At 73.5% G+C, this 25,912-nt stretch carries 22 protein-coding genes; 14 read left to right on the top strand and 8 right to left on the bottom strand.

All coding sequences use genetic code 11. The annotated features are described in order from the left end of the window. The first annotated feature begins 135 nt into the window (after positions 1 to 135). Positions 136 to 2,790 (top strand): DNA polymerase I, encoded by a 2,655-nt coding sequence (gene polA / locus OG624_RS11705; RefSeq protein ID WP_371589797.1) that lies wholly within the window; start codon positions 136 to 138, stop codon positions 2,788 to 2,790. A gap of 36 nt (positions 2,791 to 2,826) precedes the next feature. On the opposite strand, the gene OG624_RS11700 is transcribed toward polA, so the two are convergent. Continuing rightward, a complete protein-coding gene (locus tag OG624_RS11700) occupies positions 2,827 to 3,687 on the bottom strand; it encodes a DUF4184 family protein (protein WP_371639392.1) in 861 nt (286 codons plus the stop codon). A gap of 185 nt (positions 3,688 to 3,872) precedes the next feature. Here OG624_RS11700 and OG624_RS11695 point away from each other — a divergent pair, with 185 nt between their 5' ends. From OG624_RS11695 to OG624_RS11680, 4 genes are all read left to right on the top strand, one after another. Next, positions 3,873 to 5,102, top strand: coding sequence for a lytic transglycosylase domain-containing protein (locus OG624_RS11695; protein WP_371639391.1), 1,230 nt, complete (start codon positions 3,873 to 3,875; stop codon positions 5,100 to 5,102). 70 nt (positions 5,103 to 5,172) lie between these two features. Then, the gene (locus OG624_RS11690) at positions 5,173 to 6,240 is read left to right on the top strand and encodes a hypothetical protein (RefSeq protein WP_033222153.1); all 1,068 of its coding nucleotides are present in this window, start codon (positions 5,173 to 5,175) and stop codon (positions 6,238 to 6,240) included. Between the two features lie 108 nt (positions 6,241 to 6,348). Continuing rightward, on the top strand, positions 6,349 to 6,489 hold the full coding sequence (locus tag OG624_RS11685; protein ID WP_106971437.1) for an SPW_0924 family protein: 141 nt from the start codon (positions 6,349 to 6,351) through the stop codon (positions 6,487 to 6,489). 14 nt (positions 6,490 to 6,503) lie between these two features. Further along, positions 6,504 to 7,496, top strand: a complete 993-nt coding sequence (locus OG624_RS11680) for a DUF3068 domain-containing protein (RefSeq protein ID WP_033222155.1) — start codon at positions 6,504 to 6,506, stop codon at positions 7,494 to 7,496. Here OG624_RS11680 and hrpB read toward each other — a convergent pair. Together hrpB and OG624_RS11670 are read right to left on the bottom strand one after the other, a co-directional pair. Further along, positions 7,486 to 10,092 (bottom strand): ATP-dependent helicase HrpB, encoded by a 2,607-nt coding sequence (gene hrpB, locus OG624_RS11675; RefSeq protein ID WP_371639390.1) that lies wholly within the window; start codon positions 10,090 to 10,092, stop codon positions 7,486 to 7,488. The genes OG624_RS11680 and hrpB overlap by 11 nt on opposite strands. A gap of 1 nt (position 10,093) precedes the next feature. Next, positions 10,094 to 10,942: a class I SAM-dependent methyltransferase gene (locus OG624_RS11670; protein WP_033222160.1), complete on the bottom strand. Its 849-nt coding sequence runs from the start codon at positions 10,940 to 10,942 to the stop codon at positions 10,094 to 10,096. A gap of 353 nt (positions 10,943 to 11,295) precedes the next feature. On the opposite strand from OG624_RS11670, the gene rpsA reads away from it, so the two are divergent. From rpsA to OG624_RS11650, 4 genes are all read left to right on the top strand, one after another. Beyond that, entirely contained in the window at positions 11,296 to 12,804 is a 1,509-nt protein-coding gene (rpsA, locus tag OG624_RS11665; protein ID WP_030010959.1) for a 30S ribosomal protein S1, read from the top strand. A 210-nt stretch (positions 12,805 to 13,014) separates the two neighbouring features. Further along, positions 13,015 to 13,953, top strand: coding sequence for a PAC2 family protein (locus OG624_RS11660; RefSeq protein ID WP_030762371.1), 939 nt, complete (start codon positions 13,015 to 13,017; stop codon positions 13,951 to 13,953). Positions 13,954 to 13,984: 31 nt separating this feature from the next. Continuing rightward, entirely contained in the window at positions 13,985 to 14,605 is a 621-nt protein-coding gene (coaE, locus tag OG624_RS11655) for a dephospho-CoA kinase (protein WP_033222241.1), read from the top strand. A 118-nt stretch (positions 14,606 to 14,723) separates the two neighbouring features. After that, the gene (locus OG624_RS11650; RefSeq protein ID WP_033222164.1) at positions 14,724 to 15,140 is read left to right on the top strand and encodes a tetratricopeptide repeat protein; all 417 of its coding nucleotides are present in this window, start codon (positions 14,724 to 14,726) and stop codon (positions 15,138 to 15,140) included. 37 nt (positions 15,141 to 15,177) lie between these two features. On the opposite strand, the gene OG624_RS11645 is transcribed toward OG624_RS11650, so the two are convergent. Both OG624_RS11645 and OG624_RS11640 read right to left on the bottom strand, forming a co-directional pair. Continuing rightward, positions 15,178 to 15,438, bottom strand: a complete 261-nt coding sequence (locus tag OG624_RS11645; RefSeq protein WP_033222243.1) for a DUF6343 family protein — start codon at positions 15,436 to 15,438, stop codon at positions 15,178 to 15,180. Between the two features lie 39 nt (positions 15,439 to 15,477). Then, on the bottom strand, positions 15,478 to 16,095 hold the full coding sequence (locus tag OG624_RS11640; protein ID WP_033222176.1) for a hypothetical protein: 618 nt from the start codon (positions 16,093 to 16,095) through the stop codon (positions 15,478 to 15,480). A 177-nt stretch (positions 16,096 to 16,272) separates the two neighbouring features. On the opposite strand from OG624_RS11640, the gene OG624_RS11635 reads away from it, so the two are divergent. From OG624_RS11635 to OG624_RS11625, 3 genes are all read left to right on the top strand, one after another. Further along, a complete protein-coding gene (locus OG624_RS11635; protein WP_244290842.1) occupies positions 16,273 to 17,583 on the top strand; it encodes a helix-turn-helix domain-containing protein in 1,311 nt (436 codons plus the stop codon). Positions 17,584 to 17,689: 106 nt separating this feature from the next. Further along, the gene (locus OG624_RS11630) at positions 17,690 to 20,578 is read left to right on the top strand and encodes a DEAD/DEAH box helicase (protein WP_371639388.1); all 2,889 of its coding nucleotides are present in this window, start codon (positions 17,690 to 17,692) and stop codon (positions 20,576 to 20,578) included. Further along, entirely contained in the window at positions 20,575 to 21,780 is a 1,206-nt protein-coding gene (locus tag OG624_RS11625; protein WP_033220735.1) for an SWIM zinc finger family protein, read from the top strand. Before OG624_RS11630 ends, OG624_RS11625 begins: the two co-directional genes overlap by 4 nt. On the opposite strand, the gene OG624_RS11620 is transcribed toward OG624_RS11625, so the two are convergent. After that, on the bottom strand, positions 21,761 to 22,309 hold the full coding sequence (locus OG624_RS11620) for a hypothetical protein (RefSeq protein WP_033220733.1): 549 nt from the start codon (positions 22,307 to 22,309) through the stop codon (positions 21,761 to 21,763). The genes OG624_RS11625 and OG624_RS11620 overlap by 20 nt on opposite strands. A gap of 153 nt (positions 22,310 to 22,462) precedes the next feature. On the opposite strand from OG624_RS11620, the gene OG624_RS11615 reads away from it, so the two are divergent. Then, entirely contained in the window at positions 22,463 to 23,146 is a 684-nt protein-coding gene (locus OG624_RS11615; RefSeq protein ID WP_033220732.1) for a chaplin, read from the top strand. A 5-nt stretch (positions 23,147 to 23,151) separates the two neighbouring features. Here OG624_RS11615 and OG624_RS11610 read toward each other — a convergent pair whose 3' ends face one another. Next, positions 23,152 to 23,844, bottom strand: coding sequence for a DUF2293 domain-containing protein (locus OG624_RS11610; RefSeq protein ID WP_371639387.1), 693 nt, complete (start codon positions 23,842 to 23,844; stop codon positions 23,152 to 23,154). 106 nt (positions 23,845 to 23,950) lie between these two features. On the opposite strand from OG624_RS11610, the gene OG624_RS11605 reads away from it, so the two are divergent. Continuing rightward, positions 23,951 to 24,355 carry a cupin domain-containing protein gene (locus OG624_RS11605; protein WP_158711839.1) on the top strand — a complete coding sequence of 135 codons (405 nt, stop codon included), beginning with the start codon at positions 23,951 to 23,953 and terminating at the stop codon, positions 24,353 to 24,355. 53 nt (positions 24,356 to 24,408) lie between these two features. Here the strand turns inward: OG624_RS11605 and OG624_RS11600 are convergent, their stop codons facing one another. Beyond that, complete coding sequence (locus tag OG624_RS11600; protein ID WP_161294046.1) at positions 24,409 to 25,863, bottom strand: WGR domain-containing protein; 1,455 nt, start codon at positions 25,861 to 25,863, stop codon at positions 24,409 to 24,411. Positions 25,864 to 25,912: the final 49 nt, after the last annotated feature.

Here is a 25,912-nt window from a genome sequence, read left to right as displayed (position 1 = left end):
CCGGTGGGGAGGATGCGCCGGGGGAGACGACGGGCCGGAATTGTCGGTGGGGGCGCCTAGGATCGGTGCGTGGCAGATTCATCAGCGAAGAAGACCGACCAGCCGCCCGCAGCGGACCGTCCCCGCCTGATGCTCATGGACGGGCACTCCCTGGCCTACCGGGCGTTCTTCGCGCTGCCCGCGGAGAACTTCACGACCGCGACGGGGCAGCCGACCAACGCCATCTACGGGTTCGCGTCGATGCTCGCGAACACGCTGCGCGACGAGGCGCCCACGCACTTCGCGGTGGCGTTCGACGTCTCCCGCAAGACGTGGCGCTCGACGGAGTTCCCCGAGTACAAGGCGAACCGCTCCAAGACCCCCGACGAGTTCAAGGGGCAGGTCGAGCTGATCGGCGAGCTGCTCGACACGATGCACGTGCCGCGGTTCGCCGTCGACGGCTTCGAGGCCGACGACGTGATCGCGACGCTGGCGACGCAGGCCGAGGCGGCCGGCTTCGACGTCCTGATCGTCACCGGTGACCGGGACTCCTTCCAGCTCGTCTCCGAGCACACCACCGTGCTCTACCCGACCAAGGGCGTCTCCGAGCTCACCCGGTTCACCCCGGAGAAGGTCGAGGAGAAGTACGGGCTCACCCCGCAGCAGTACCCGGACTTCGCGGCACTGCGCGGCGACCCGTCCGACAACCTGCCGGGCATCCCCGGCGTCGGCGAGAAGACCGCGGCCAAGTGGATCACCCAGTTCGGGTCGTTCGCGGAGCTCGTGGAGCGTGCCGACGAGGTCAAGGGCAAGGCCGGGCAGAACTTCCGGGACCACCTGGAGGCCGTCAAGCTCAACCGCGTCCTGACCGAGATGGTCAAGGACGTGGAGCTGCCCAAGACCCCCGCCGACCTGGTCCGCGCCCCCTACGACCGGACCGCCATGCTCGGCGTGCTGGACGTGCTGGAGATCCGCAACGCCTCGCTGCGCGAGCGCCTGCTCGCCGTGGACCCGGGCGCTGCCGTGGAGGAGGCCCCGGCCCCGGCGGCCGGCGTGGAACTGGACGCCTCGGTGCTGGGCACCGGCGAGCTGGCGCCGTGGCTGGAGAGCCACGCGGGCGGCCCGCTGGGCATCGCGACCGTCGACAGCTGGGCGCTGGGCCAGGGCAATGTCACCGAGATCGCGCTGGCCGCGGCCGGTGGCGCCGCCGGCTGGTTCACCCCCGCCGAGCTGGACGAGGCCGACGAGCGGGCCTTCGCCGCCTGGGCCGCCGATGCGGCCAAGCCCAAGGTCGTGCACAACGCCAAGGGCCTGATGCGGGTCTTCCCCGAGCACGGCTGGACCCTCGCCGGTGTCTCCATGGACACCGCGCTCGCCGCCTACCTCGTCAAGCCGGGCCGGCGGTCCTTCGCCCTGGACGCCCTGTCCATGGAGTACCTGCACCGTGAGCTGGCGCCCGCCGCCGCCGACGGCCAGCTGGCCTTCGGCGCCGACGAGACCGCCGAGGCCGAGGCCCTGATGGCACAGGCCCGCGCCGTCCTGGACCTGGGCGACGCCTTCACGGACAAGCTCGCCGAGGTGGGCGCCGCGGAGCTGCTCCACGACATGGAGCTGCCCACCTCCGAACTCCTCGCCCGGATGGAGCGGTCCGGCATCGCCGCCGACCGCGACCACCTGGAGGCCATGGAGCAGCAGTTCGCGGGAGCGGTGCAGCAGGCCGTGAAGGAGGCGCACGCCACCGTCGGCCACGAGTTCAACCTCGGCTCGCCCAAGCAGCTCCAGGAGGTCTTCTTCGGCGAGCTCGACCTGCCGAAGACGAAGAAGACCAAGACCGGTTACACCACGGACGCGGACGCGCTGGCCTGGCTGGCCACGCAGACCGACCACGAACTCCCGGTGATCATGCTGCGGCACCGGGAGCAGGCCAAGCTGCGCGTCACCGTCGAGGGCCTGGTCAAGACCATCGCCGCCGACGGCCGGGTGCACACCAGCTTCAGCCAGACCGTCGCCGCGACCGGCCGACTGTCCTCCACCGACCCCAACCTGCAGAACGTGCCGGTGCGTACCGACGAGGGTCGCGCCATCCGCCGCGGCTTCGTCGTCGGCGAGGGCTACGAGTCCCTCATGACCGCCGACTACAGCCAGATCGAGCTGCGCGTCATGGCCCACCTCTCCGAGGACGAGGGTCTGATCGAGGCCTTCGCGACCGGCGAGGACCTGCACACCACCGTCGCCTCCCAGGTGTTCGGCGTGGAGCGGTCCGCGGTCGACGCCGAGATGCGCCGCAAGATCAAGGCCATGTCCTACGGACTGGCCTACGGACTCTCCGCGTTCGGTCTCGCCCAGCAGCTGAACATCGAGCCCGCCGAGGCGCGCGGCCTGATGGAGACCTTCTTCGAGCGGTTCGGCGGGGTCCGGGACTACCTCGGCCGGGTCGTCGACGAGGCCCGCGCCACCGGATACACGGCGACGATCTTCGGCCGCCGCCGGTACCTGCCCGACCTCAACAGCGACAACCGCCAGCGCCGCGAGGCCGCCGAGCGGATGGCGCTGAACGCCCCCATCCAGGGCACCGCCGCCGACATCGTCAAGGTCGCGATGCTGCGCGTGGACAAGGCGATCGCCGAGGCCGGCCTGCGCTCGCGGATGCTGCTCCAGGTCCACGACGAAATCGTGCTGGAGATCGCCCCGGGCGAGCGCGAGCAGGTCGAGGAACTGGTGCGGCGCGAGATGGGCGCAGCCGTCGAGCTGCGGGCCGCGCTGGACGTGTCGGTGGGCGTCGGCCCGGACTGGGAGTCCGCCGCGCACTGATCGCCGTACGACGGACCCGGCGCCCGTTCCGACCGCTCAGGTGGTGGGGACGGGCGTCCGTGTCTCCTCGTCCGCAGGGCGCCCGGTCCGGTCGCGCCGGTGCCGCACCCGCACCAGGACCCCGTACACCAGCAACGCCACGATCAGTCCGCCGCCCGCGCCGAAACAGATGGTCGGGATGATGTCGAGCGGCGTACGGATCCGGTCGAAGAAGTCGAAGAAGCGGAACACGCGCCGGGTGGCCCCGGCCGCCACGCACACCACGAGCAGGGCGAGCGCACCCCAGAGCTCCGCGCGGGAGAGCACCGGCACGGACGCGGGAGCCGGGAGGGCCGGCAGCCGTCGCAGGGCGGTCACCGTGAACCAGAGCAGGGCGCACGCGGCGACCGCCGAAGTGCCGTACTGGAGGAAGGAGTAGCCCGGCAGCCCGTAGGCGAGCGGCTCGACGAGATCGGGCAGCGCGTTCGTGCCCCAGCGGTCGTTGTGCGTGAAGCTGTCCCACCCCACGTGGGTGAGGGACCCGACGACCGCCGAGACGTAGAACCAGCAGAGCAGCGCCGCCGGTCGGGACCGCTCGCGCCACACCTCGCCCCGCACGAAGGCGTACACCCGGCCACGCCAGTCGCGCGGCAGGAGCGCGATCAGCGGCTCGCGCAGGAGGAGCCAGAACCCCACGAGGACGGCGGTCAGCACGGCGTCCAGGGTGAAGATCCCCGGCAGCGAGTGCGTGAAGGCCCCGTACGTCAGGACGCCTTCGACGACCGCGTCCGTGAAGTAGAAGGTGTCCGGCGCGAACGACCCGAGGACGAGCGCCGAGGCGACGAGGGGGCCCCGCGCACGCCCGGTCCGACGGATGGCCGGAAGTACGGCGGCCGCGTGGCTGAGAGTGAACGGCATGGCACCTCTCCTGCGTGTTCCTGTGAGCTTCCCTTACTTCGGGCCAATGCTCCCGAAGGGTCCAGACAGTATGCGTGAGCTGCCCCGGGACGTGGGGATCCGGTGAAATCCCGGGCACCTTGCGTGCTGTGTGCAGGGAGTTGACGTAGGGTCACGCGGACGTCGAGGGGGAGGGGTTCCGACTCATGTCGGCTCGAATATTCGGACGCAGGCTGCGCAGGGGAACGACGGCCGCCCTGGTCTCCGCTCTGGTGGTCGCGGCCGTGACCGCGTCCCAGGCGCCGGCGGACGGGAGCACCGACCGGCTCTCCGTCGCCGGGGAGAATCTCGCGCAGCCGCCGCGCGCCGCGGACACGGCAGGCGGCGATTCCGCCTACTTCACCGAACTCCCGCCACTGGTGAGCCCGCGGCCACCCGACGTCCTGCTGCCGGACGAGGGACAGCCGCAGCCACAGCCACCGGCGCAGGCACCGACGGCCCCCGAGACCGCCGGCGCGGAACAGGCCTTGACCGGGCCCGCGGAAGGGGCCCAGGGGATACCGGCGAGCGTGCTCGCCGCGTACCTGCGCGCGGAGAAGACCGTGGGGCAGAGCGACCCCGGCTGCGGACTGCGCTGGCAACTCCTCGCGGCCATCGGCAAGGTGGAGTCCGGACAGGCACGCGGCGGGCAGGTCGACCCGGCAGGGACCACACTGCGGCCGATCCTGGGACCCGTGCTCGACGGCAACGGCTTCGCGAACATCTCCGACACGGACGGCGGGGCCTACGACGGGGACTCCCGCTACGACCGGGCGGTCGGGCCGATGCAGTTCATCCCCTCCACATGGGCGGCGTGGGGCCAGGACGCGGACGGCGACGGCCGGCGCAACCCGAACAACGTGCACGACGCCGCCCTGGCGGCCGCCCGGTACCTGTGCGCGGGGAGCAGGGACCTACGGGTGGACGCGGACCTGGACCGGGCCGTGCTCTCCTACAACCGGTCCACGGAGTACCTGCGCACGGTGCGGTCCTGGTTCACGTACTACCTGAAGGGGACGCACGCGGTTCCGGACCGACCCGATGCGGGTCAGGGTGCGCCCACGACGCCGCCCCCGAGCCCCACCCCGAAGCCGACGCCGGATCCGAGGCCGACCCCGACCCCGACTCCCACTCCGACGCCGGATCCGAAGCCGACGCCGACCCCGACGCCGACCCCCACGCCGACCCCGACCCCGACGCCGACTCCCACGCCTACGCCCACGCCCACTCCGACCCCTACTCCCACTCCTACGCCCACCCCCACTCCTACGCCCAGTCCGACCGTGACGCCGCCGCCGAAGCCCAGCCCCACGGCGAGCTCCAAGCCGACCCCGCGTCCGACGCCGACGCCGAGCCGGACGCCGACGCCGAGCGCGAGCGCGACCGGTACCCCGTAGGGCAAAAGGAGTTGGCGGCCGATCACCCGCCCCCTGATAATTCCCGCTGTTCAGGGGGCGGGGAGGGTGCATGGCCGAGGTGTTCGTATGCGCGGGGTGCGGAGCCGGGCTGACCGACTCCCTGACGAGGGTCGCGCTCCCCGCCCGCACCCACCAGCGTTACGGGCACGAACTGCTGCCCGCCCTGATGGAACAGGGCACCTACGCCGTCGACCCGGAGCCCTCCGGCCCGCCCCGGCGGCTGTGGGACACGATCGGGGCCGACGAGGCGGCCGCCCGCGGCGTCTTCGCCCCGGTCCCGTCCCTCTCCTTCGGACCGGCGGGCGCGATCCTCGTCGCGCCCGGCGACACCCGCGGCACCGTCCTGATCCCCGAGCGCTGCGACGATTACTGCCTGGGCCTGGACGGGCGGGCCGGCCCCAACCTGGCCTGCGCGCACTGCGGTCGGGCGGTGGCCACCCGCATCGACGACTGCACGCTCTGGCAAGTGGTGCGGCTCGATCCGACCGCCGTGCACGCGATCCCCTCCGGCGGCCCCGACCCGACCGCCGACTGGGCGGAGCTCACCCGTGACCGGCGGGCCGCGCCGCCCATCGAACCGCCCGGCGGCTGGAGCCCGCACTGGGAAGCGGCCGTCGCGGTCGCCCTGGCCCACCTCCTGGCCGCCTCGGGCGGCAACCGCGTCGGTGTCCCCGCCGGCCTCCTCACGACGACCTTCGGCCGCGCGCTCGACGAACTGCTCCCGACCGGGCCGGCCGCGAAGACCCTTGCCCTGGCCCTGGCCGGACCGGGCCTGCCCACCCGCGCCACCGCCACCGCCCCGGCCCCCGCCATCGTTCTTGTCCCGCAGCACCCGCAGACGGGCGAAGCCTGGCAGCCGCCGGCCGGCACCGCCGAGGCCGTGCCGCTGGCCGCCGACGTCTGGACCTACCTGGCCTTCCACGACGACCGGCGGCTCGTTCCCGCACCCGGCAGGCTTCCCGACGGGATCCTGCGCGACGATCCGCTGCCCCAGCACCCCTGGCGAGCCTTCCACCCCGACCGCCGTGTCCTCCTGCGCACCCTGTCCCGACTGCCCGCCGTCCGCGAACCCTGGCTGCGCGCGATCCACGACCGCCTGGGCGGCCGCCCCTCGTAGCCGGGCGCCGGCCGGCGTCCCGCGGATCACGCCGAACGGTTCTCATCTCGCCCCCGCGTTGCTACGGTGCCCCACCTCTGACGCCTCATCAGATTTCGGAGCCCCGGCATGCGCGCATTCGTCGCCGCCGTCATCGGCCTCGCGGCCGCGCTGGCCCTCGTGTTCGCCATCACGGCGTTCGGGGTGCCCGAAGGCGAGACCTCACCCAAGCCCCTGCTCACCACCGCGCCCCCCGCGCCCGGAAAGTAGAGGAGGGCCCGGCCGTGCGACGCAGAGCGAGCCTTGTCCTGCTGGCCCTTGCCGTGTTCTGCGCAGCCCTCGCGCCCCTGCTGCGCTGGTACGCGTACCCCCGCCTCGCCAAGATCCCGCCGAACCAGTACCAGGAGATGGTTCTGGAGGCGAAGGACGCGACGCTCCTCGACTACACGGGCGGCATGCAGCCCAAAAAGGTCGACAAGGTCACCATCGTCCAGACCCTCAAGGGCAACGTGGAGGCGTCCGAGGAGATAGAGGCGAGCGCGGGCAAGGACGTCGTCGTCTGGGACACGCTCTCCTACATCATCGGCCCGGACGGAAAGATGGTCTCCCAGATCCCCGAGCGCTACATCTTCGACGCGCACACCCAGGACCCGGTCCACGCCACCGGGGAGATGGTCGACGGGGACCCCGTCAAGCGCGAGGGCATCGAGTTCAAATGGCCCTTCTTCACCGAGCCGCGCGACTACCTGTACTTCGACGCGCAGACCCGCACCTCCTCACCGATCCACTACGTCGGACCGCGCACGTTCAAAGGCATGGACGTCTACTACTTCGAGCAGACCGTCCCCTGGACCAAGGTCCCCATGCCCAAGAAGATGCCGATCGAGGGCATCGACCCGGCGACGATCGAGGCGGCCACCGGCACCACCCTCTGGTACACGGTCAAGGCGAAGTTCTGGGTCGACCCGGTGACCGGCGCCCCGGTCAACGCCGAGCAGGACATCCAGCAGGAGATGCGCGGAGGCATCGCCGCCGGCGGCCCCGACGGCAAACTCACCGCCTTCGCCGGCCACGTCACCATGCGCGAGGACTACTCCGAATACACGGTCGACCTCGTCAAGGCGAACCGTACGAAGGTCCTCGCGCTGCACACCTACGCGCCGATCGGCCTGGCCGCGGGCGGGCTCGTCCTGCTCGCCGTGGCCCTGTGGCTGGAGGCCCGAGGCCGCCGCGTCCGGGAGGCGGGCGCCGCGGGGACGGACGGCGTCAGCGCCTGAGCCGGGCGTTGGTGTGCCGGGTGGGCTCGGCGGTGGCCGGATCCTCCGGCCAGGGGTGCTTGGGGTAACGCCCGCGCAGCTCCGCGCGCACGGCCCGGTAGCCGCCCTGCCAGAAGGAGGCGAGGTCGGAGGTGACGGCGGCGGGCCGGCCGGCGGGCGACAGCAGGTGCACCACCACCGGTACGCCCGCCACCCGCGGGGTCTCGGCCAGCCCGAACAGCTCCTGCAACTTCACCGCGAGCACCGGCCGGCCGTGCTCGGCGGAGTAGTCCAACCGGATCCGGGACCCGCTGGGCACCTCCAGGCGTTCCGGAGCCAGCTCGTCCAACCGGCCCGCTTCCCCGGTGGCCCACGGAAGCAGCCGGTTCAGGGCCTGCCCGGCGTCGATCCGTCCGAGGTCGGCGCGCCGACGGGCCCGGGACAGCTCGGGCTCCAGCCATTCGTCGGCCCGCTCCACCAGGGCCCGGTCGTCGGCCACGTCGGGCCAGGCGCCGCCGAGCGTGCGGTGCAGGAACCCGAGGCGGGACCGGAGCGTCACCGCGTCCGGGGACCAGCGCAGCAGGCCGAGCCCCTCGGAGCGCAGCCCGTCGAGGAGGGCGGCCCGTACGAGCGCGGGGTCCGGGCTGCGCAACGGACGTACGGCCAGTTCGATCGCCCCGAGGCGCTCGGCGGCGCGGGCGACGAGGTCGCCGTCCTCCCAGCGGACCTCCTCGCCGTCGGTGAGCAGGTGCCCGGCGGCGACCCGGGCGGTGTCCTCGTCGAGGACCGCGGCCAGCCGGACCCGGGCGGACGCGGAGTGCGGGGGCCTGTCGGCGACGGCGACGGCCAGCCAGGGCGCGCTGCGCAGCCGCGAGCCGTCGCCGAGCTCCGCCGCGGTGCCGTTGGCCATCAGGAAGGCGCTCTCGCCCCTGGCTTTCGCCACCCGCTCGGGGAAGGCCAGGGCCGCGATCAGCCCGGCGGCGCCGTCGTCGGGTGCAGCGCCGCTGCCGGGGCTCCGCCCCGAACCCCGCGCCTCAAACGCCGGCGAGGCTGGTTCTTCAGCCCCGCCGGCGTTTGAGGCGCGGGGGTCCGGGGGCGGAGCCCCCGCAGGGTCGCGTACGGCAACGGCTCGTTCCAGGCGGCGGGCCTCCGTGCGCCAGCGGGCCGCGTAGCCGTCGCCGCCCGCGCGGGCCCGACGCCACGCGCCGGCCAGGTCGTCCCCGTACTCCCGTGGCGGCTCCTCGCTGATCAGGGCCACCACCTCCGCGGCCCGCCGGGCACCGAGCGCGGCCGAGCCGTCCAGCAGGGCCCGGGCCAGCCGCGGGTGCAGCCCGAGTCGAGCCATCCGCCGGCCGCGCGCGGTGACGCCGCCGGCCGGGTCCACCGCGCCGACGGCCACCAGCACCTCGCGGGCCGCCGCCATGGCCCCGGCCGGCGGCGGGTCCAGCAGGGCCAGCCCGGTCGCGTCCGGGTCGCCCCAGCACGCCGCCTGCAGGGCGAACTGCGCCAGGTCGGCGACGCGGATCTCCGGCGCGGGGAACGCCGCCAGCCGGCCGTCCTCCGCCTCGGCCCAGCAGCGGTACACCGCACCCGGGGCCTCGCGCCCGGCCCGGCCCGCCCGCTGCCGCCCGGCCGCGCGGGACGCCCGTACGGTCGCCAGCGCGCCCAGGCCCCGCGGGTGGTCCACCCGGGGCTCGCGGGCCAGCCCGGAGTCCACCACCACGCGCACCCCGGGGACGGTCAGGCTCGACTCGGCCACGGCGGTGGACAGGATCACCCGGCGGTGATCGGCCACGGAGAGCGCCGCGTCCTGCGCCGCCGCCGGGGCCCGGCCGTGGATCTGCAGCACCTCGGCGTCCACCCCGCCCAGCTGTCCGGCGACCCGGGCGATCTCACCGACGCCGGGCAGGAAGCACAGGACGTCGCCGGCGCGTTCCGCCAGCGCCCGCCGCACCACCGAGGCCACGTGCGTCAGCTGCGCCGGATCCACCCGCATGCCGTGCGGGGGCCGCACCGGCCGGGCCGGCGGGGCCCAGACCGTCTCCACGGGATACGAGACCCCCGCGGCCTCCACCACCGGAGCACCACCCAGCACGCGCGCCCAGCCGGCCGAGTCCGTCGTCGCCGAGGCCGCCACCAGCCGCAGCTCCGGGCGCAGGGTCTCGCGTACGTCGAGGAGGAAGGCGGCGACCGTGTCGGCGTCCAGGTGCCGCTCGTGGCACTCGTCCAGGATCACCACGTCCACCCCGGTCAGCTCCTGGTCGCGCTGCAGGCGCTGGAGCAGCACCCCGGTGGTGACCACCTCGACGACGGTGTCCGGGCCGACCACCCGCTCCCCGCGCACGGTGAAGCCCACCGCCCCGCCGACCTGCTCGCCCAGCAGCCAGGCCATCCGGCGCGCCGCGGCCCGGGCGGCGATCCGCCGGGGCTCGGCGACGACCACCAGGCGTCGCGGCCCGCCGCCCACCAGACCGGCCAGGACCAGCGGCACCAGCGTGGTCTTGCCGGTGCCGGGCGGGGCGCAGAGCACCGCCGTGCCGTGGTCGTCCAGTGCCGAGAGCAGCGCGGGCACGGCCTCCCGTACGGGCAGGGCGTCGAGGGCGGCGGTACGGATCACGTCAGTCGCGCTCGCAGACGAAGATCGCGGTGCCCGGGATCAGGTTGCCGCGCAGCGGGGACCAGCCGCCCCACTCCTGGCTGTTCCACGCCGGCCACTCGGGTTCGACCAGGTCGAGCAGGCGGAAGCCGCCCGCCACCACGTCGCGGACCCGGTCGCCGATGGTGCGGTGGTGCTCCACATAGACGGCGCGGCCCCGCTCGTCCTGTTCCACGTAAGCGGTGCGGTCGAAGTAGGAGGCGGCGACGGACAGCCCCTCGGGTCCGGGCTCGTCCGGGAAGGCCCAGCGGACGGGGTGGGTCACGGAGAAGACCCAGCGGCCGCCGGGGCGCAGGACGCGGTGCACCTCGCGCATGACGTTCACGGGATCGGCGACGAAGGGGACGGCGCCGTAGGCGGAGCAGGCCAGGTCGAAGGAGCCGGCGCGGAAGGGCAGCTTCCCGGCGTCCGCCTCGACGAGGGGGAGGTCGTCGCCGATGCGCAGGGCGTGCTGGAGCTGGCGGTGGGAGAGGTCGAGGGCGACGGGGCGGGCGCCCTGGGCGGCCAGCCAGCGCGAGCACTGGGCGGCGCCGGCGCCGATCTCCAGGATGTCCTTGTCCCGGAGGGAGGCGGCGGGGCCCAGGAGGGCCGCCTCCGCCTCGTCCAGGCCCTCGGGTCCCCAGACGAAGCGGTCGTCGCCGAGGAAGGCGCCGTGGTCGTTCTGGTACTCGTCGGCGTTGCGGTCCCACCAGCTGCGGCTCGCCCGGCTGCTCTCCGCTTCCCCCGCGTCACGCCGTGTGGCCTCGGGGTCCTCCGCGGATACCGGATCGGCCTCGGACGCTTCTTCGGAGGCGTAGTCCTCTTGGTTCATGGGGCCCGTCGTCGTAGTCTGCGAATGTCTTCTGAATGTGGCAGGAAGCGTCAGGAACGGCTTCCCGCCCATGAATTGTGCCGGTTGTGCGGTGATCCGCCCGGGGTGTGCGCCTTCGCGCATTGACCCTGTCCGGCTGCCCCCGTATGCTACAAGTTGCGCTGCGAGCCTGTGCTCCTCAGACCTAGCAGGCTGCGCTTGCATCTGTTGATGTCCCCTCGGTTTTCGAGGCCCCACCGCTCTTCGCGGAAGGGGGTCTCCTTGGCTGTCCGGCTTCTTCGGCAGATGCCGATAAGGGCTCCCGGCGTAGCAGTACCTACGACTTTCTGTCCGTAACCGGAGCCCTTTCCCACATGACGAGCAGCACCGAGACCACCTCTACCACTCCGCAGGTAGCGGTCAACGACATCGGTAACGAGGAAGCCTTCCTCGCCGCGATCGACGAGACGATCAAGTACTTCAACGACGGCGACATCGTCGACGGCGTCATCGTGAAGGTCGACCGGGACGAGGTCCTGCTCGACATCGGTTACAAGACCGAAGGCGTGATCCCGAGCCGTGAGCTCTCGATCAAGCACGACGTCGACCCGAACGAGGTCGTCAAGGTCGGCGACGAGATCGAGGCCCTTGTTCTCCAGAAGGAGGACAAGGAAGGCCGTCTGATCCTGTCCAAGAAGCGCGCTCAGTACGAGCGTGCCTGGGGCACGATCGAGAAGATCAAGGAAGAAGACGGCATCGTCACCGGTACCGTCATCGAGGTCGTCAAGGGTGGTCTCATCCTCGACATCGGCCTCCGCGGCTTCCTGCCGGCCTCTCTCGTCGAGATGCGTCGTGTCCGCGACCTCCAGCCCTACGTGGGCAAGGAGCTCGAGGCGAAGATCATCGAGCTGGACAAGAACCGCAACAACGTGGTCCTGTCCCGCCGCGCCTGGCTGGAGCAGACCCAGTCCGAGGTTCGCCAGACGTTCCTCACCACCCTGCAGAAGGGTCAGGTCCGCTCCGGCGTCGTTTCCTCGATCGTCAACTTCGGTGCCTTCGTGGACCTGGGTGGCGTCGACGGTCTCGTCCACGTCTCCGAGCTGTCCTGGAAGCACATCGACCACCCGTCCGAGGTTGTCGAGGTCGGCCAGGAGGTCACCGTCGAGGTTCTCGACGTTGACATGGACCGCGAGCGTGTCTCCCTGTCGCTGAAGGCGACGCAGGAGGACCCGTGGCAGCAGTTCGCCCGGACCCACCAGATCGGTCAGGTCGTCCCGGGTAAGGTCACCAAGCTGGTTCCGTTCGGTGCGTTCGTCCGCGTGGACGAGGGCATCGAGGGTCTGGTCCACATCTCCGAGCTGGCCGAGCGCCACGTGGAGATCCCGGAGCAGGTCGTCCAGGTCAACGACGAGATCTTCGTCAAGGTCATCGACATCGACCTCGAGCGTCGCCGGATCTCGCTGTCGCTGAAGCAGGCCAACGAGTCCTTCGGTGCCGACCCGGCGTCGGTCGAGTTCGACCCGACCCTGTACGGCATGGCCGCGTCGTACGACGACCAGGGCAACTACATCTACCCCGAGGGCTTCGACCCCGAGACCAACGACTGGCTCGAGGGCTTCGACAAGCAGCGCGAGGCCTGGGAGACCCAGTACGCCGAGGCGCAGCAGCGCTTCGAGCAGCACCAGGCTCAGGTCATCAAGAGCCGCGAGGCCGACGAGGCCGCTGCTGCCGAGGGTGCTGCCGCCCCGGCCGCCGGTGGCAACGCCGGTGCGGGCATCTCGGGTGGTTCGTACTCCTCGGAGTCGGACGAGACCTCCGGCGCCCTGGCGTCGGACGAGGCCCTGGCCGCGCTCCGCGAGAAGCTGGCCGGCGGCCAGAGCTGATCGCAGCGCGCATCACACTCCGGTGTGAGCAGAGCTGAACTGCGTTGAACGGTAAGGCCCGTCCCCTTCGGGGGGCGGGCCTTACCGCGTTCCACCGGCCCGGTCCGCCCCGAGTGATCCGCCCTGTTCCTGTGAATGCGGCCAACTGGGGAATGGCCGGGCCGCCTTGGACGTTCTTGGCTGAGAACGAGGCGAGGAGGAGTGGTGACGGTGCTTGATCCACAGGGTTTGTACGAATGGGATGCCAAGGGCCTGGCGGTGGCCGACCTGGCGGTCGCCCAGGACTCGGCCGGGCTGGTCATGCTGTACCACTTCGAGGGGTACATCGACGCGGGAGAGGCCGGCGAGCAGATCGTCGAGCGGCTCCTGGACACCCTGCCCCACCAGGTGGTCGCCCGCTTCGACGCGGACCGGCTGGTCGACTACCGGGCCCGGCGCCCGCTGCTGACCTTCCAGCGCGACCACTGGACGGAGTTCGAGGAGCCCCGGCTGGAGGTCCGGCTCGTCCAGGACGCCACCGGAGCGCCCTTCCTGCTGCTGTCCGGCCCGGAGCCGGACGTGGAGTGGGAGCGCTTCTCCGTCGCCGTCCGACAGATCGTCGAGCGCCTCGGCGTCCGGCTCTCGGTCAACTTCCACGGCATCCCGATGGGCGTCCCGCACACCCGTCCCGTGGGCATCACCCCGCACGGCAACCGCACCGACCTCATGCCGGGCCACCGCAGCCCCTTCGACGAGGCCCAGGTGCCGGGCAGCGCGGAGTCCCTGGTGGAGTTCCGCCTGGCCCAGGCCGGGCACGACGTGCTGGGCGTCGCCGCGCACGTCCCGCACTACGTCGCGCGCTCCGCGTACCCGGACGCCGCGCTGACCGTGCTGGAGGCGATCACCGCGGCCACCGGGCTGGTCCTGCCGGCCGTGGCGCACGCCCTGCGCACCGAGGCGCACCGCACGCAGACGGAGATCGACCGGCAGATCCGGGAGGGCGACGAGGAGCTGGTCGCCCTGGTGCAGGGGCTGGAGCACCAGTACGACGCGGCCGCCGGGGCCGAGACCCGCGGGAACATGATCGCCGAGCCGGCGGAGCTGCCGTCGGCGGACGAGATCGGCCGCGAGTTCGAGCGGTTCCTCGCCGAGCGCGAGGGCGAGAACTGACGTACGGGCGGGGCCCCCTATGCTGCGGGGCATGCTGAAAGTAGGCCTGACGGGCGGAATCGGTGCCGGCAAGAGCGAGGTCTCGCGACTGCTGGCGGGGTACGGGGCGATCGTCGTCGACGCCGATCGGATCGCGCGCGAGGTCGTGGAGCCCGGGACACCCGGGCTCGCGGCCGTCGTGGCGGCCTTCGGGGAGTCGGTGCTGACCGCGGAGGGGACGCTGGATCGGCCGAAGCTGGGGTCCATCGTCTTCGCGGACCCGGCGAAGCTCCGGACACTGAACGCGATCGTGCACCCGCTGGTCGGGGCCCGGTCGGCGGAGCTGGAAGCCGCCGCAGGGGCCGACGCCATCGTGGTGCACGACGTACCGCTGCTCACGGAGAACGGCCTGGCACCGCTCTACGACCTGGTCGTCGTGGTCGACGCGACACCGGGGACACAGCTGGCCCGGCTGACCGCGCTGCGCGGGATGGCCGAGGAGGAGGCGCGGGCCCGGATGGCCACGCAGGCCACCCGGGAGCAGCGGCTCGCGGTGGCGACCCTCGTGATCGACAACGACGGGCCGCTGGAGGCGCTGGAACCGCAGGTGCGCAAGGTCTGGGACGAGCTCACGGCGCGGGCGGCGGGCGGGGGATCGGGCGGGGCGGCCTGACGGGCCCGGCCTGAGGCCCGGCCGGGTCGGCTCGGCCCACCGGTCGGCCTGACGTGTGCATGGAATAGCGGGTGGGGCGGGGGCGTTGAACGCGCCCGGAGAGGGAAGGATTTCGAACGTGTCCGAGACCGCGCGCCCCACACCGTCCAGCCCGGAAACCCACGTCATCGACTACCGGGCCGCCGAGCAGCTGCTCGCCGCCCGCGACCCGCGCGGCGCGGTCAAGCTGCTCGACTCGGTCATAGCCGCGCACCCGGAGAACACGGCCGCGCGGCTGCTGCGCGCCCGGGCCTTCTTCGCGGCGGCGCAACTGCGACCGGCCGAGCTGGAGTTCGAGCTGGTGCTGGAGCGGGAGCCGGACAACGCCTTCGCGCACTTCGCGCTGGCCCGTACGTTCGAGCGCTCGGGCCGGCCCGAGCAGGCGCGCAGGCACTTCCGGCTCGCCGCGGCCCTCGACCCGCGGCCCGAGTACCTGGCGGCGGCCCGCTTCGAGGGTCCGCCCGCGGAGGGCCAGGCCGGAGCCGACCCCGCCTGACACACCGGCGGCGGGGCCCCGCACCGGCCGCAGGGCCTCACCGAACGTGGGGCGGCTCGTACGGTGGGATGTCCGGGCCGGGCTGATAGTGCGGCCCCTGGTGGATGTGGCGCACGATCATGAACAGGTCCACGGCCACGACCACCGCCAGCACCCCGCAGGCGGCCGCCCAGCCGGGGCGGCCCACCAGCGAGAAGAGGGCCGTGCCGGCGGCAGCCCAGACCAGCCCCCAGACACCCAGCCAGAACCGCAGCCGCAGCGGACTGCGCGCGGTCACCGGCTCATTCCCGGAACGCATGGCCATCGCCTCTCCTGTCCATGGTCCCACCCCTCCGGGTCAGGGGTTGAGCTTGTGGACGGCCTTGGTGGTCGTCTTCTTGAAGTCGGCGACCGGGGCGTGGGACAGGTCGCCCATCTGGCCCCACTGCACGACGGTCACCGTGGAACCGTCGCGCCCGATCCCGAACAGGTGCACGCCGGGCTCCGACTCGGGGATCGAGGTGTGGACCCCGTACACGTGCGCGCCCTCCTCGACGGGGAGCGTGCCGTAGTCCTGCCAGGAGGCGGTGCCGCCCGGGGTCGTGCGCAACCAGTCGGCGGCGCAGGCGGCGACCTTGCGCTCCAGGGTGCCGGCGAGCTTGGCCGCCGCGGCGGGCGAGGCGGACCGGACGGAGACCTGCACGGCCCCGGTGTCGTACTCGGTGCCGAAGACGCGGTGCCAGCTGCCCGCCGCGGGAAGGACGCCCTCCAGACAGAACGGCGCGGACTCGGGCAGCCCCTTGGTGACCGCGCCGGCGTACCAGGGCGAGCTGGGGTGCGGCGGAAGATCGGCGCCGGCCAGGAAGCCGGGCGCGGTGACGGCCGCGGCGGAGGTGGAGGCGGTCAGGACGAGGGCGGCCGCCGCCGCGACGAGCGCGGTGGTGAGCGTGGTGGCGGTGCCGGAACGTCGGAACATGGTCGGTTCTCCCCGTGAGAGCGGTGGTGGTGTGTGCCTGACGAGCCTGTTCCCCGAACGGCGTGGCGGGCGACGGATCGCGGCGAATCCGGGACGCTGGAACGGCCGTACGCACCGTCACCTGGGGGAACACCTCATGCATGGAACGCGGTCGCGGGACGCGGAATGGGGGAGAGCGTGAGCGAGGCCGAGGATTTCGCACGGTTGCTGCGGGAGCTGAAGGAACGTGCCGGGCTCAGTTACGGGGCCTTGGCGCGTCGGTTGCACACGAGCACGTCGACACTGCACCGGTACTGCAACGGGGAGGCGCTGCCGGCGGAGTTCGCGGTGGTGGACCGCTTCGCCCGGGCCTGCGGGGCGACGCAGGGGGAGGCGGTGGACCTGCACCGGGCGTGGCTGCTGGCGGACGCGCGGCGGCGCGCCGGAACCGCGGCACAGCCGGTGCCGGTGCCCGTGCCGGAGCCTGTGGCCGAGCCGGAGCCGGAGCCGACCGTGGTGGTGGCGCCGGAGCCCGTGCCGGAACCGGTGGGCCGGGGGGCCTGGTACCGGCGGCGGGCGGCCGTGGTCGCCGCCGCGGGCGTGACGGCCGGGGCGGTGGCCGTGGCACTGCTGGCTGCGGCCGGCCCCGACCGGGGCGCGCCGCACGCCGGCGGACGCACGGGTCCCGGTATGGGGGCGAGCGGGGGTACGGGTGCTCCGGTGTCCCCGGGACCCCTTGGGTCGGGCTCCGCCTCGGCGCCGGCGGCGACGGACGTACCGGAACCCACATCGCCGGCAGGGTCGGCAGGGTCGGCAGGGTCGGCAGGGGAGACCGGGGCGACGGCCCCGGCGCCCGGCGGGACCTCCGTGTCACCGTCGGCCCCGGGCCGGGCGCCGGTCGTGCCCCTGAAGGCGGCGGTGCGGTCGCACGTGTGGACCGCCGGCTGCGATCACGCCTACCTGAGCGGGCGCGCTCCCGGATCGGTGTCCCCGCCGCCGGTGGAGGCGGACGCGCCCGCCTGGGCGTCAGCGCAGGGCGCCGTGCACGCCGGGTCGCAGATCGTGGAGGTGACCCTGCACGGCACGGGCGAGGGCGCCGTGGTCCTGGAGGACCTGGAGGTACGGGTGGCCGCCCGCCGCAAGCCACCGGCCTGGAACGTCTACCAGATGTCGCAGGGCTGCGGCGGCGGGCTCACCCCCGCCGCGTTCGCCGTCAATCTGGACGCGCCACGCCCGCTGGCCCGGCCCGTCGCCGGGAACGACGGCGGCGACCCGCTGCCCGCCCCCGCCTTCCCCCTGCGCGTCTCGGCGTCCGAGCCGGTCGTCCTGCGGGTGGAGGCCGCCACCACGGGCTGCGACTGCGACTGGTCCCTCGACCTCCGGTGGACCGGCCCGTCCGGGTCGGGCACCCTCCGCATCGACGACGGCGGGCGGCCGCTGCGCACCAGCGCCGCCACCGGTCGGCCGGTGTACGGGTACGCGCTGGAGCAGGGCCGCTGGGCCCGCTGAACCGCAGGTCAGGGGCCGTTGTCGGTGGTGGCGCCTAGACTCGTCGAAAGAGGGGACCGGCGGATTCGCCGGGCCATCGACGGGGAGACGGGGAGGGGGACACGCCATGACACAGCAGGACCACGCGCAGGCCCCCGCGCAGGCCCAGGCACCGCCGCGGCCGCAGCGCCCGTCGCCGTCGCAGGCCACCGCGCTGCTGCGGCACGCCGCCGTCTTCCTGCCCGCCGCGGTCCCCCGCGAGGGGAGGGTCGCCTTCTGGGCGCCCGACGGGGACGCCCTGCCCGAGGCGGGCACGCCGATGCCGCTCACCGTCGTACGTCCGCACGGCGACGGGGTCCGCAGCCGGACCGTGCCCGCCGTGACCTTCTCCGTCGCCTCCGCCCTGCCCCTGCTCGCGCGGGCGCCCCACAGCCCCGCCGCGCATCCCGCCACCCGCGCCTGGGGAACAGCCGCCCGGCAGGCGCTCACCCTCGCCGCCCGTGGCCGGCTCCTCCCCGGACTCACCCCCGAAGGCGTCGACGCCTGGCGGGCCGGGCCGCTCGACGCCGCCGACATCGACCACCTCCGCGCGGTCGCCGCCGCGCTGCCGCACGAGGGGTACGCGACGCCGCTCGCCGGGCGCCGCCCGCTCCACCTGCCCGAACCGGAGGCACTGGTCCGCGCCTTCCTCGACGCCGTCGCCGACGGCCTGCCCCGCACCCCGGCCGCGGCCGTGGCCGCCGGCCGACCGTTCGCGGCGCGGGAGCCGCAGCTGGTGCCCGGGATACAGGACTGGGCCGCGCAGGTCGCGGCCGGCTCCGACACCGGCGTGGGGATCTCGCTCCGGCTGGACCTGTCCTCCTTCCGGCTCTTCGAAGAGGCCGAGGAGGACGACATCCGGCGGGCCGGGGCCGCCGTCGTCCAGGTGCACAGCCTCGCCGACCCGACCCTGGTCACCGATGCCGGGCAGCTGTGGGCGGGCACGGCGGCGGCCGGGTTCGGCCCGCGCGCCAGGATCGACGCCGTGCTCGCGCTGCGCCGGGCCGCTCGGGTCTGGCCCCCGCTACTGCGCCTGCTGGACCAGCCCGTGCCCGATGCCCTGGCCCTGTCCGACCCGGAGCTGGAGGACCTGCTGGGGGTGGCCGCGAGCCGACTGGCCGCTGCCGGGGTCCTGGTCCACTGGCCGCGCGAGCTGGCTCGTACGCTGTCGGCGACCGCCGTCGTCCGGTCCACCGCGCCCGGTTCGGCGACCGACGGGACGGCCTTCTTCGACGCCGAGCACCTCTTCGCCTTCTCGTGGGAGCTGGCGCTGGGCGGCGACCGGCTCACCCCGGGGGAGATGGACGCGCTGGCCGAGGCGCACCGGCCGGTCGTCCGGCTGCGCGACCGGTGGGTGCGGGTCGACCCGGAACTGGTGCGCAAGGCGCGCAAGCGGCAGCTGGGCGTCCTGGACCCGGTCGACGCGCTGGCCACCGTACTGACGGGGACCGCCGAGATCGACGGCACGACCGTCGAGGCGGTGCCGGTGGGGGCGCTGGCCGCCCTGCGGGACCGGCTGACGCGGGAGCAGGAACCGCTGCCGCAGCCCCCCGCCCTCAAGGCCACCCTGCGCGACTACCAGGCGCGCGGGCTGGCCTGGCTGGACCTGATGACCTCGCTCGGTCTCGGTGGCTGCCTCGCCGACGACATGGGCCTCGGCAAGACCGTCACGCTGATCGCGCTGCACCTGCACCGGGACCGGCCGGAGCCCACCCTCGTGGTGTGCCCCGCGTCCCTCCTCGGCAACTGGCAGCGGGAGATCGAGAAGTTCGCCCCCGGCACGCCCGTGCGCCGCTTCCACGGCAACGGCCGCAGCACCGAGGACCTGACGTCCTGCGCGGGCGGGTTCGTCCTCACCACGTACGGGACGATGCGCGCCAGCGCCGCTCTCCTCGCCGAACAGAGCTGGGGCATGGTCGTCGCCGATGAGGCGCAGCACGTCAAGAACCCGCATTCGGCGACCGCGAAGGCGCTGCGCACGGTGCCGGCGCCGGCCCGGGTGGCACTGACCGGCACCCCGGTGGAGAACAACCTCTCCGAGCTGTGGGCGTTGCTCGACTGGACCACGCCGGGGCTGCTGGGCCCGCTCACCGCCTTCCGGGCCCGCCACGCCCGCCCGGTGGAGCACCAGACGGAGGAGGACGGGGGTAACGAAGCGGCGGTCGCCCGACTGTCCGCGCTCGTCCGGCCGTTCCTGCTGCGCCGCAAGAAGTCCGACCCCGGGATCGCGCCCGAGCTGCCGCCGAAGACGGAGACCGACCATCCGGTCTCCCTCACCCGGGAGCAGGCCTCGCTCTACCGGGCGGCGGTGGACGAGGCGATGGCCGTGATCGAGTCGAGCGAGGGCATGGAACGCCGCGGCATGATCATGAAGTTGCTGGCCTCGCTCAAGCAGATCTGCAACCACCCCGCGCAGTACCTGAAGGAGGAGCAGCCCCGGATCCCGCACCGCTCGGGCAAACTCGCCCTGCTGGACGAGCTGCTGGACACGATCCTGGCGGAGGGCGGCTCGGTGCTGGTCTTCACCCAGTACGTGACGATGGCCCGCCTGATCGAACGGCACCTGCAGGCCCGCGGGATCGCCTCGCAGCTGCTGCACGGAGGGACGCCGGTGCGGCGCCGAGAGGAGCTCGTCGACCGGTTCCAGGCGGGCGAGGTCCCCGTCTTCCTGCTGTCCCTGAAGGCCGCGGGCACCGGGCTGAACCTCACCCGGGCCGGCCATGTCGTCCACTTCGACCGCTGGTGGAACCCGGCCGTCGAGGAACAGGCCACCGACCGCGCCTACCGCATCGGCCAGACCCAGCCCGTCCAGGTCCACCGGATCATCGCCGAAGGCACCGTCGAGGACCGGATCGCCGAGATGCTGGAGGCGAAGCGGGCCCTGGCGGACGCCGTCCTGGGCTCCGGGGAGTCGGCGCTGACCGAGCTGACCGACCGCGAGCTGGCCGACCTCGTCTCTCTGCGGAGGCCCGGATGATCACCGCGCGGGACGACCGCCGCCGTACCTTCGAGACCGTGCCCGCCGGGGCCGAGGCGGTCAGCTGGTGGGGCCGGGCCTGGGTGTCGGCGCTGGAGGAGGTCTCGCGCGACGCGGCCCGCCTGGCCCGGGGGCGTACGTACGCGGACGGGGGCCACGTCAGCGCGGTCACCGTCACCCCCGGCCGGATCGTGGCGTACGTCCGGGGCAGCCGGCCCCGCCCGTACCGCACCGAGCTGACCCTGCCGGCCTTCGCCGACCCCGAGTGGGACGAGCTGCTGGAGACGGTCGCGGCCGACCCCGCGGCGCTCGCCGCCCTGCTGGAACGGGAGGTCCCGCAGTCGCTCGCGGGAGCCGTCCTGCCCGGCGCGGGCGAGCTGGTCCCGCACTGCTCCTGCCCGGACTTCGGGCGTCCGCCGTGCAAGCACGCGGCGGCCCTCTGCTACCGGGCGGCCCGCCTCCTGGACGAGGACCCCTTCGTCCTGCTGCTCCTGCGCGGTCGCGGCGAGCGGGAACTGCTCGACGAACTCACCCGCCGCAACGCCGCCCACGCCGCCCGCGAACAGCCGGACGCGGCGCCCGACTTCCCCGGCGTTCCGGCCCGGGCGGCGCTCGCCCGCGCCGGCCTGCCGCTGCTGCCCGCGCCGCTTCCCGTGCCCGCCGCCGTGGGCCTTCCGCCCGCCTACCCGGCCGACCCGGCGGCGCCGGACCCGCTGGCCCTCGACCAGCTCGCCTCCGACGCGGCCGCCCGCGCCCTGGACCTCCTCACCACCGGCGAGGACCCGATCGCCGGGCTCACCGTGTGGCAGGACGCCGTCCGGCTGGCGTCCGCGCACCCCACGGCGGGGCTGACCGGCGCGGCCCGCACCCTGTACCGGGAGCTGGCTCGTGCCACCGGCCGCACCACCACCGATCTCGCCCGGGCCGCCGCTGCCTGGCGCCAGGGCGGGCGTCCGGCCCTCGACGCCCTCGAAGAACCTTGGGATCCGCCGGCGGGCCCCTTCGACCGGGCCCGCCCGGCGCTGCTCGCCGCCGGTCAGGGCTCCTTCCGCCCCGAGCGCAACCGCCTCACGATCCGCACCCGCCAGCTCCGCCTCGGCCGCGAGGGCCTCTGGTACTGCTACGAGGACCGCCACGGCGACCAGGACTGGTGGCCCGTGGGCCACCCCGCCCCGGACCCGGTCAGCGCTCTGCTGGGCTGATGCCCTCCGCCCAGCGGGTCAAGGTGGCGAAGTCACGGTCGCGCAGGCCGTGACGCGGATGGATCCGCAGCAGGAGGGCCGGGGCCGGATGGTGCTCGGCGACCCAGGCGCGGTCGCGCGGGGTGATCATGTCGTCGACCCAGGCGAAGGGACGGCCGGCCGCCCAGTCGCGGAGGTGGCGGGTCTTCCAGGAGAGGCCGTCGGGGTCGTCGGCGAAGAGCTTGGGCCACTCGACGACGGTGAGGTCACCCGGCAGCCCGATGTGCGGGGAGATCATCGTGTTGGCCTGGTGCGTCCAGGCGGTGGCCCAGGTGAGCTCGAAGGGTAGGGCCAGCAGCCGGGCTCCGTGGGAGGGGTGGAGGCGTACGCGGGCGCCGCGCCGGGCCTTGCGGGACTCCGGATCGCGGTAGGAGAGCCAGACGTCGGGCCACATCCGGTGGCTGCGGTATCCGCGCAATCCGGCCAGGGCGGAGCGGAACGGGTTGAGGGGGCCGTCCACGTCGAGGAGGAGCAGCGGGCGATCGGTCATGAAGTACCCAGTACCCAGTACACGATTGAGTGAAATGCCTACCGTCTCTATAACCCGAATGGGGTCGGCGCGTTGTTTCCGGTGTGGGGGACATTACCCCGCGAACTTCTCCGGAAGGCAGGGAAACTGATGCGTCACAGTCGTCGGAATGGCTTGATCGCGGCGATGGTTGCGGGCGGCGGACTGGCGGTCGCGGGTGTGGGCGGGCTGGCCCACGCCGATGCGGACGCGAGCGGCCGGGCCGAGCGCTCGCCGGGACTGCTGTCCGGAAACCTCGTACAACTGCCGGTGAACATCCCCGTGAACGCGTGCGGGAACACCGTGAGCGTGGTCGGCGTGCTCAACTCGGCCGCCGGGAACCGCTGTAGCAACGCCTCGCCGGGTGGTGGCGGCGGACATTCGACCTCGGGATCCACCCGCTCCTCGAAACCCGTAGGCGGGAACAGCGGCGGGGCCGTCGCCGAGGGACGGGGAAAGGATTCTCCGGGAGTGCTGTCCGGCAACGGGATCCAGCTCCCCGTCGACCTCCCGCTGAACATCAGCGGCAACTCGGTGAACGTGGTCGGCATCGGCAACCCCTCGGTCGGCAACACGTCCGTCAACGGTGAGGAGCCCACGGGCGGCAAGCCCGTCCAGCCGCCCGTCGTCGAAGTGCCGGTGACCCCGCCCGCACCCGTGTCCGTGCCGCCGGCCCCGCGCCCGGCACCGCCCGCCCCGCCGCGGCACATCGAGGCGCTCGCCCACACCGGGTCGGACGGCATCGGCTATCTGCTGCCCAGTGGCGGCGCGCTCCTCCTCGGCGGGGTGCTTCTCTACCGTCGCTTCCGCCTCAACTGAGCGGATCAGGCAGACGGATCCGGGGCGGGCGCGGACGCGTGCCCCGGAGGCAGGGTGCGCCACCCGTCCAGGATGGCGTCGATCCGCGGTGCCAGCCGGGCGCGGGCCGCGAACCGCGGGACCCCGGCCATCAGCAGGGCGTCGTACTCGGTGTCGGTGTGCCGCACCGCGGCCCGGACCGCGACGGAGACCGCCAGTTCGTCGAGGGCCCGACCGGCCGCGGTCCGGCCCACCCGGCCGCTGCCGCGCACCGAGGCGTGGGTGGCGATCGCCACGGCCCGGTCGGCCGGACATCCGGGGAACAGCCGCACGATCTCGGCGGCGAAGGCCGCCGTGAACCGGGTGTCCTCGGCCGCACGCCGCCGCCGGTCGCGCTCCCGGCGGCGTGCCCGCGCCTCCGAGTCCGCGAGGCAGGCCCGCTCCGCGCCGGCCAGGGCGGCCTCCTCGACGAGGAGGCCCAGGCGTTCGTAGCGGTGCCGGCGCTTGTTGAAGCGCACGACGACGGCGCACAGCGAACTGGCCTCGCGGGAGCGGCGGGTGAGCGCCGTGTCCCCCCGCGGGAGATAGACGAGATGGCCGAGATCCGTACAGTCCAGGCAGCGGGGCACGCCGGACTCGCGGACGAGGTGCCGCAGCGGGCCCTGTCGACAGTCGGCGCAGTGGATCTGCTTCAGCGATTCGAAAACCACCAGGCTCATAGACGTGTGATACCGCTGTATGACCCTCATATCACCTGGTGAAGAAGGCATGTTGATGTTTCGTCGAGTGTTCCTGGATGCCCCGCGCCCCTTTTACCGTGGGGCGGTGGACCGTAAGGGGTCCGCCGAGGAGGGGCACATGGGTGGGCGGCAGACGATGACGGACTGGTCGGGCGGGGCGTGCGTCGCCATGCTCCCGACTGGCCGGGAGATAGTCATACCGCCGGGTGGTTGCACCGGCTGGCACTTCCACCGCGTCAGGCTGGACGCGGTGGTCGTGGCGGGGACGCTCACCCGGGTCCTGCACGACCGCACCGTCGAGGTGCACACGGCCGGGACCAGCTTCGTGGAACCCGCGGGCATAGGACACATCCACCTGGGCCACAATCTCGGCACCGAGCCGGTCGTGCTCCACGTGACCCCCGCGCTTCCGGCCGGGACGCCCTTCGCGATACCCACGCCGGCCCCGGCCGGCGTCACACGGGCGGTCTGCGGGCAGCACGCCCACTGAACCCGGCCACCCCGGCCCCGCCCACCCCCGCCGTCCCGCATCCGGCGGGCCGCTCACACCAGTCGGCGTATCTCCCCGCGGACCCGGTAGAAGCCGCCCGAGGCCGCGTGCAGCCCGTCCACCACGTACCGGGCGCCGACCTCCCGGATCCCGCGCGGGAACTGCACGTTCCACGTGGGCTCGAAGCCGCCCGACACCACCTGCACCCGCATGCGGCCGCCCTGCTGGACACACTCCACCACCACGCCGGACGCCGGGTCCGCCGTCACCGCCGCCATCGAGACGGTCGCCACCGCCGCCGCCGACGCGGCCGGTGTGAACACCGGGAGCGCCGCCGCCGACTTCACGTCCATCGGCGCGGGCACCGAGCCCTGCTGGGCCGCCGCGATCGCCTGCTCGGTCGCGTCCACACAGACCAGCGACCCGTCGGTGGTCACGAGGTACAGCCGCTCGTCCAGGTACTGCATGGACAGCGCCGACCCGCCGCCCGTCCCCAGCTTCCACAGGCGTCGGCCGTCGGCGTCGAAGCAGTAGACCGAGGAGGAGGAGTCGCCCGCGAAGACGTGCCGTCCGTCGGGCGAGGTCGCGCACGAGTACACCGCCGCGTCGCACGCGTAGGAGGCCTCCACCGCCCCCGTCGCTTTCGAGAGCCGCTGCACGGTGTTGCGGGCGGTCCCCGCGTACACCGCGTGGTCCTCCTGCCAGCCGAACAGCACCCCGCCGGGGGTCTTGGTGTGCCACAACTGCCCGGTGCCGTCGGCCGCGTACGCCGTCACACCGCCGCTGTGCCCGTGGAAGACCGCCCGCTCGTCCGCCCGGACCATCCAGGCGCCGTGGCCGCCGGACTTCCGTGACCACTGGTGCTCGTCCTCGTGGTCGATGACCGTCAGGCCGCCGTTCGCGTCGGAGACGTTGAGCACGCCCTCGTGGATGTCGAGCCAGTAGATGTCCACATCCGCGGCGATCGCGTAGGCGCCGAACGGCACCTTCGACGACAGGTCGTACACCGTGCCGTCGTCACAGCCCGCGTATATCCAGAACTCGTCCGCGACCAGGCACTTCACCCCGTCCGGCAAGGAATAGCGGGCCAGCACCTCGCCGCCGTGGCTCAGCGTGTAGACATCGCCCGCCTGGTTGCCGACCCAGCAGCGGTCCTCGTCCACGTGGATGCCGAAGGCCGACGAACCGGTCCGGAACCGCCACAGCACCGGGGCCACCGCACGCGCCGTCGAGGGCGCCGAGGTCACCTGGCGGCGGGTGACCGACCGGGCGGCGCGCTGCCCCCGCACCGCCGGGGCGTACCCCTTGCGGACCTTCTCACCGATCTTCTTCGCGGCAGCCGCCCGGGCCTTCTCGGCGCTCGGGAACGCGGAGGTCTGCAGCTGGCCGTCCGCACCGATGCGCCCGTACCGCACGGACACGGCCGTGCCGTCGACGGTCACCTCGTAGAACTTGTGCGCCGCGCCGTCGTCCTGCGACAGCTCCAGATACGTCGTCTCCCGAGCCATGACAAACCTCTCCCCAAAGGCAGCGCCGCCGGCTCCCTTTCGGCCGGTG

Source organism: Streptomyces virginiae (assembly GCF_041432505.1).
Taxonomy (GTDB): Bacteria; Actinomycetota; Actinomycetes; order Streptomycetales; family Streptomycetaceae; genus Streptomyces; species Streptomyces virginiae_A.
The sequence above is the reverse complement of the archived record's forward strand: the minus strand, read 5'-3'. Positions and strand labels throughout refer to the sequence as shown.

Excerpts from the sequence above, each read along its gene's own strand:
- OG624_RS11640 (WP_033222176.1), bottom strand. The coding sequence starts at position 16,095 with ATGTTCCGACGTTCCGGCACCGCCACCACGCTCACCACCGCGCTCGTC.
- OG624_RS11690 (WP_033222153.1), top strand. The coding sequence starts at position 5,173 with ATGGCCGAGGTGTTCGTATGCGCGGGGTGCGGAGCCGGGCTGACCGAC.
- OG624_RS11630 (WP_371639388.1), top strand. The coding sequence starts at position 17,690 with ATGACACAGCAGGACCACGCGCAGGCCCCCGCGCAGGCCCAGGCACCG.
- OG624_RS11685 (WP_106971437.1), top strand. The coding sequence starts at position 6,349 with ATGCGCGCATTCGTCGCCGCCGTCATCGGCCTCGCGGCCGCGCTGGCC.
- OG624_RS11625 (WP_033220735.1), top strand. The coding sequence starts at position 20,575 with ATGATCACCGCGCGGGACGACCGCCGCCGTACCTTCGAGACCGTGCCC.
- rpsA (WP_030010959.1), top strand. The coding sequence starts at position 11,296 with ATGACGAGCAGCACCGAGACCACCTCTACCACTCCGCAGGTAGCGGTC.
- OG624_RS11620 (WP_033220733.1), bottom strand. The coding sequence starts at position 22,309 with ATGACCGATCGCCCGCTGCTCCTCCTCGACGTGGACGGCCCCCTCAAC.
- coaE (WP_033222241.1), top strand. The coding sequence starts at position 13,985 with ATGCTGAAAGTAGGCCTGACGGGCGGAATCGGTGCCGGCAAGAGCGAG.
- OG624_RS11700 (WP_371639392.1), bottom strand. The coding sequence starts at position 3,687 with ATGCCGTTCACTCTCAGCCACGCGGCCGCCGTACTTCCGGCCATCCGT.
- OG624_RS11695 (WP_371639391.1), top strand. The coding sequence starts at position 3,873 with ATGTCGGCTCGAATATTCGGACGCAGGCTGCGCAGGGGAACGACGGCC.
- OG624_RS11670 (WP_033222160.1), bottom strand. The coding sequence starts at position 10,942 with ATGAACCAAGAGGACTACGCCTCCGAAGAAGCGTCCGAGGCCGATCCG.
- polA (WP_371589797.1), top strand. The coding sequence starts at position 136 with ATGGACGGGCACTCCCTGGCCTACCGGGCGTTCTTCGCGCTGCCCGCG.
- OG624_RS11610 (WP_371639387.1), bottom strand. The coding sequence starts at position 23,844 with ATGAGCCTGGTGGTTTTCGAATCGCTGAAGCAGATCCACTGCGCCGAC.
- OG624_RS11645 (WP_033222243.1), bottom strand. The coding sequence starts at position 15,438 with ATGCGTTCCGGGAATGAGCCGGTGACCGCGCGCAGTCCGCTGCGGCTG.
- OG624_RS11600 (WP_161294046.1), bottom strand. The coding sequence starts at position 25,863 with ATGGCTCGGGAGACGACGTATCTGGAGCTGTCGCAGGACGACGGCGCG.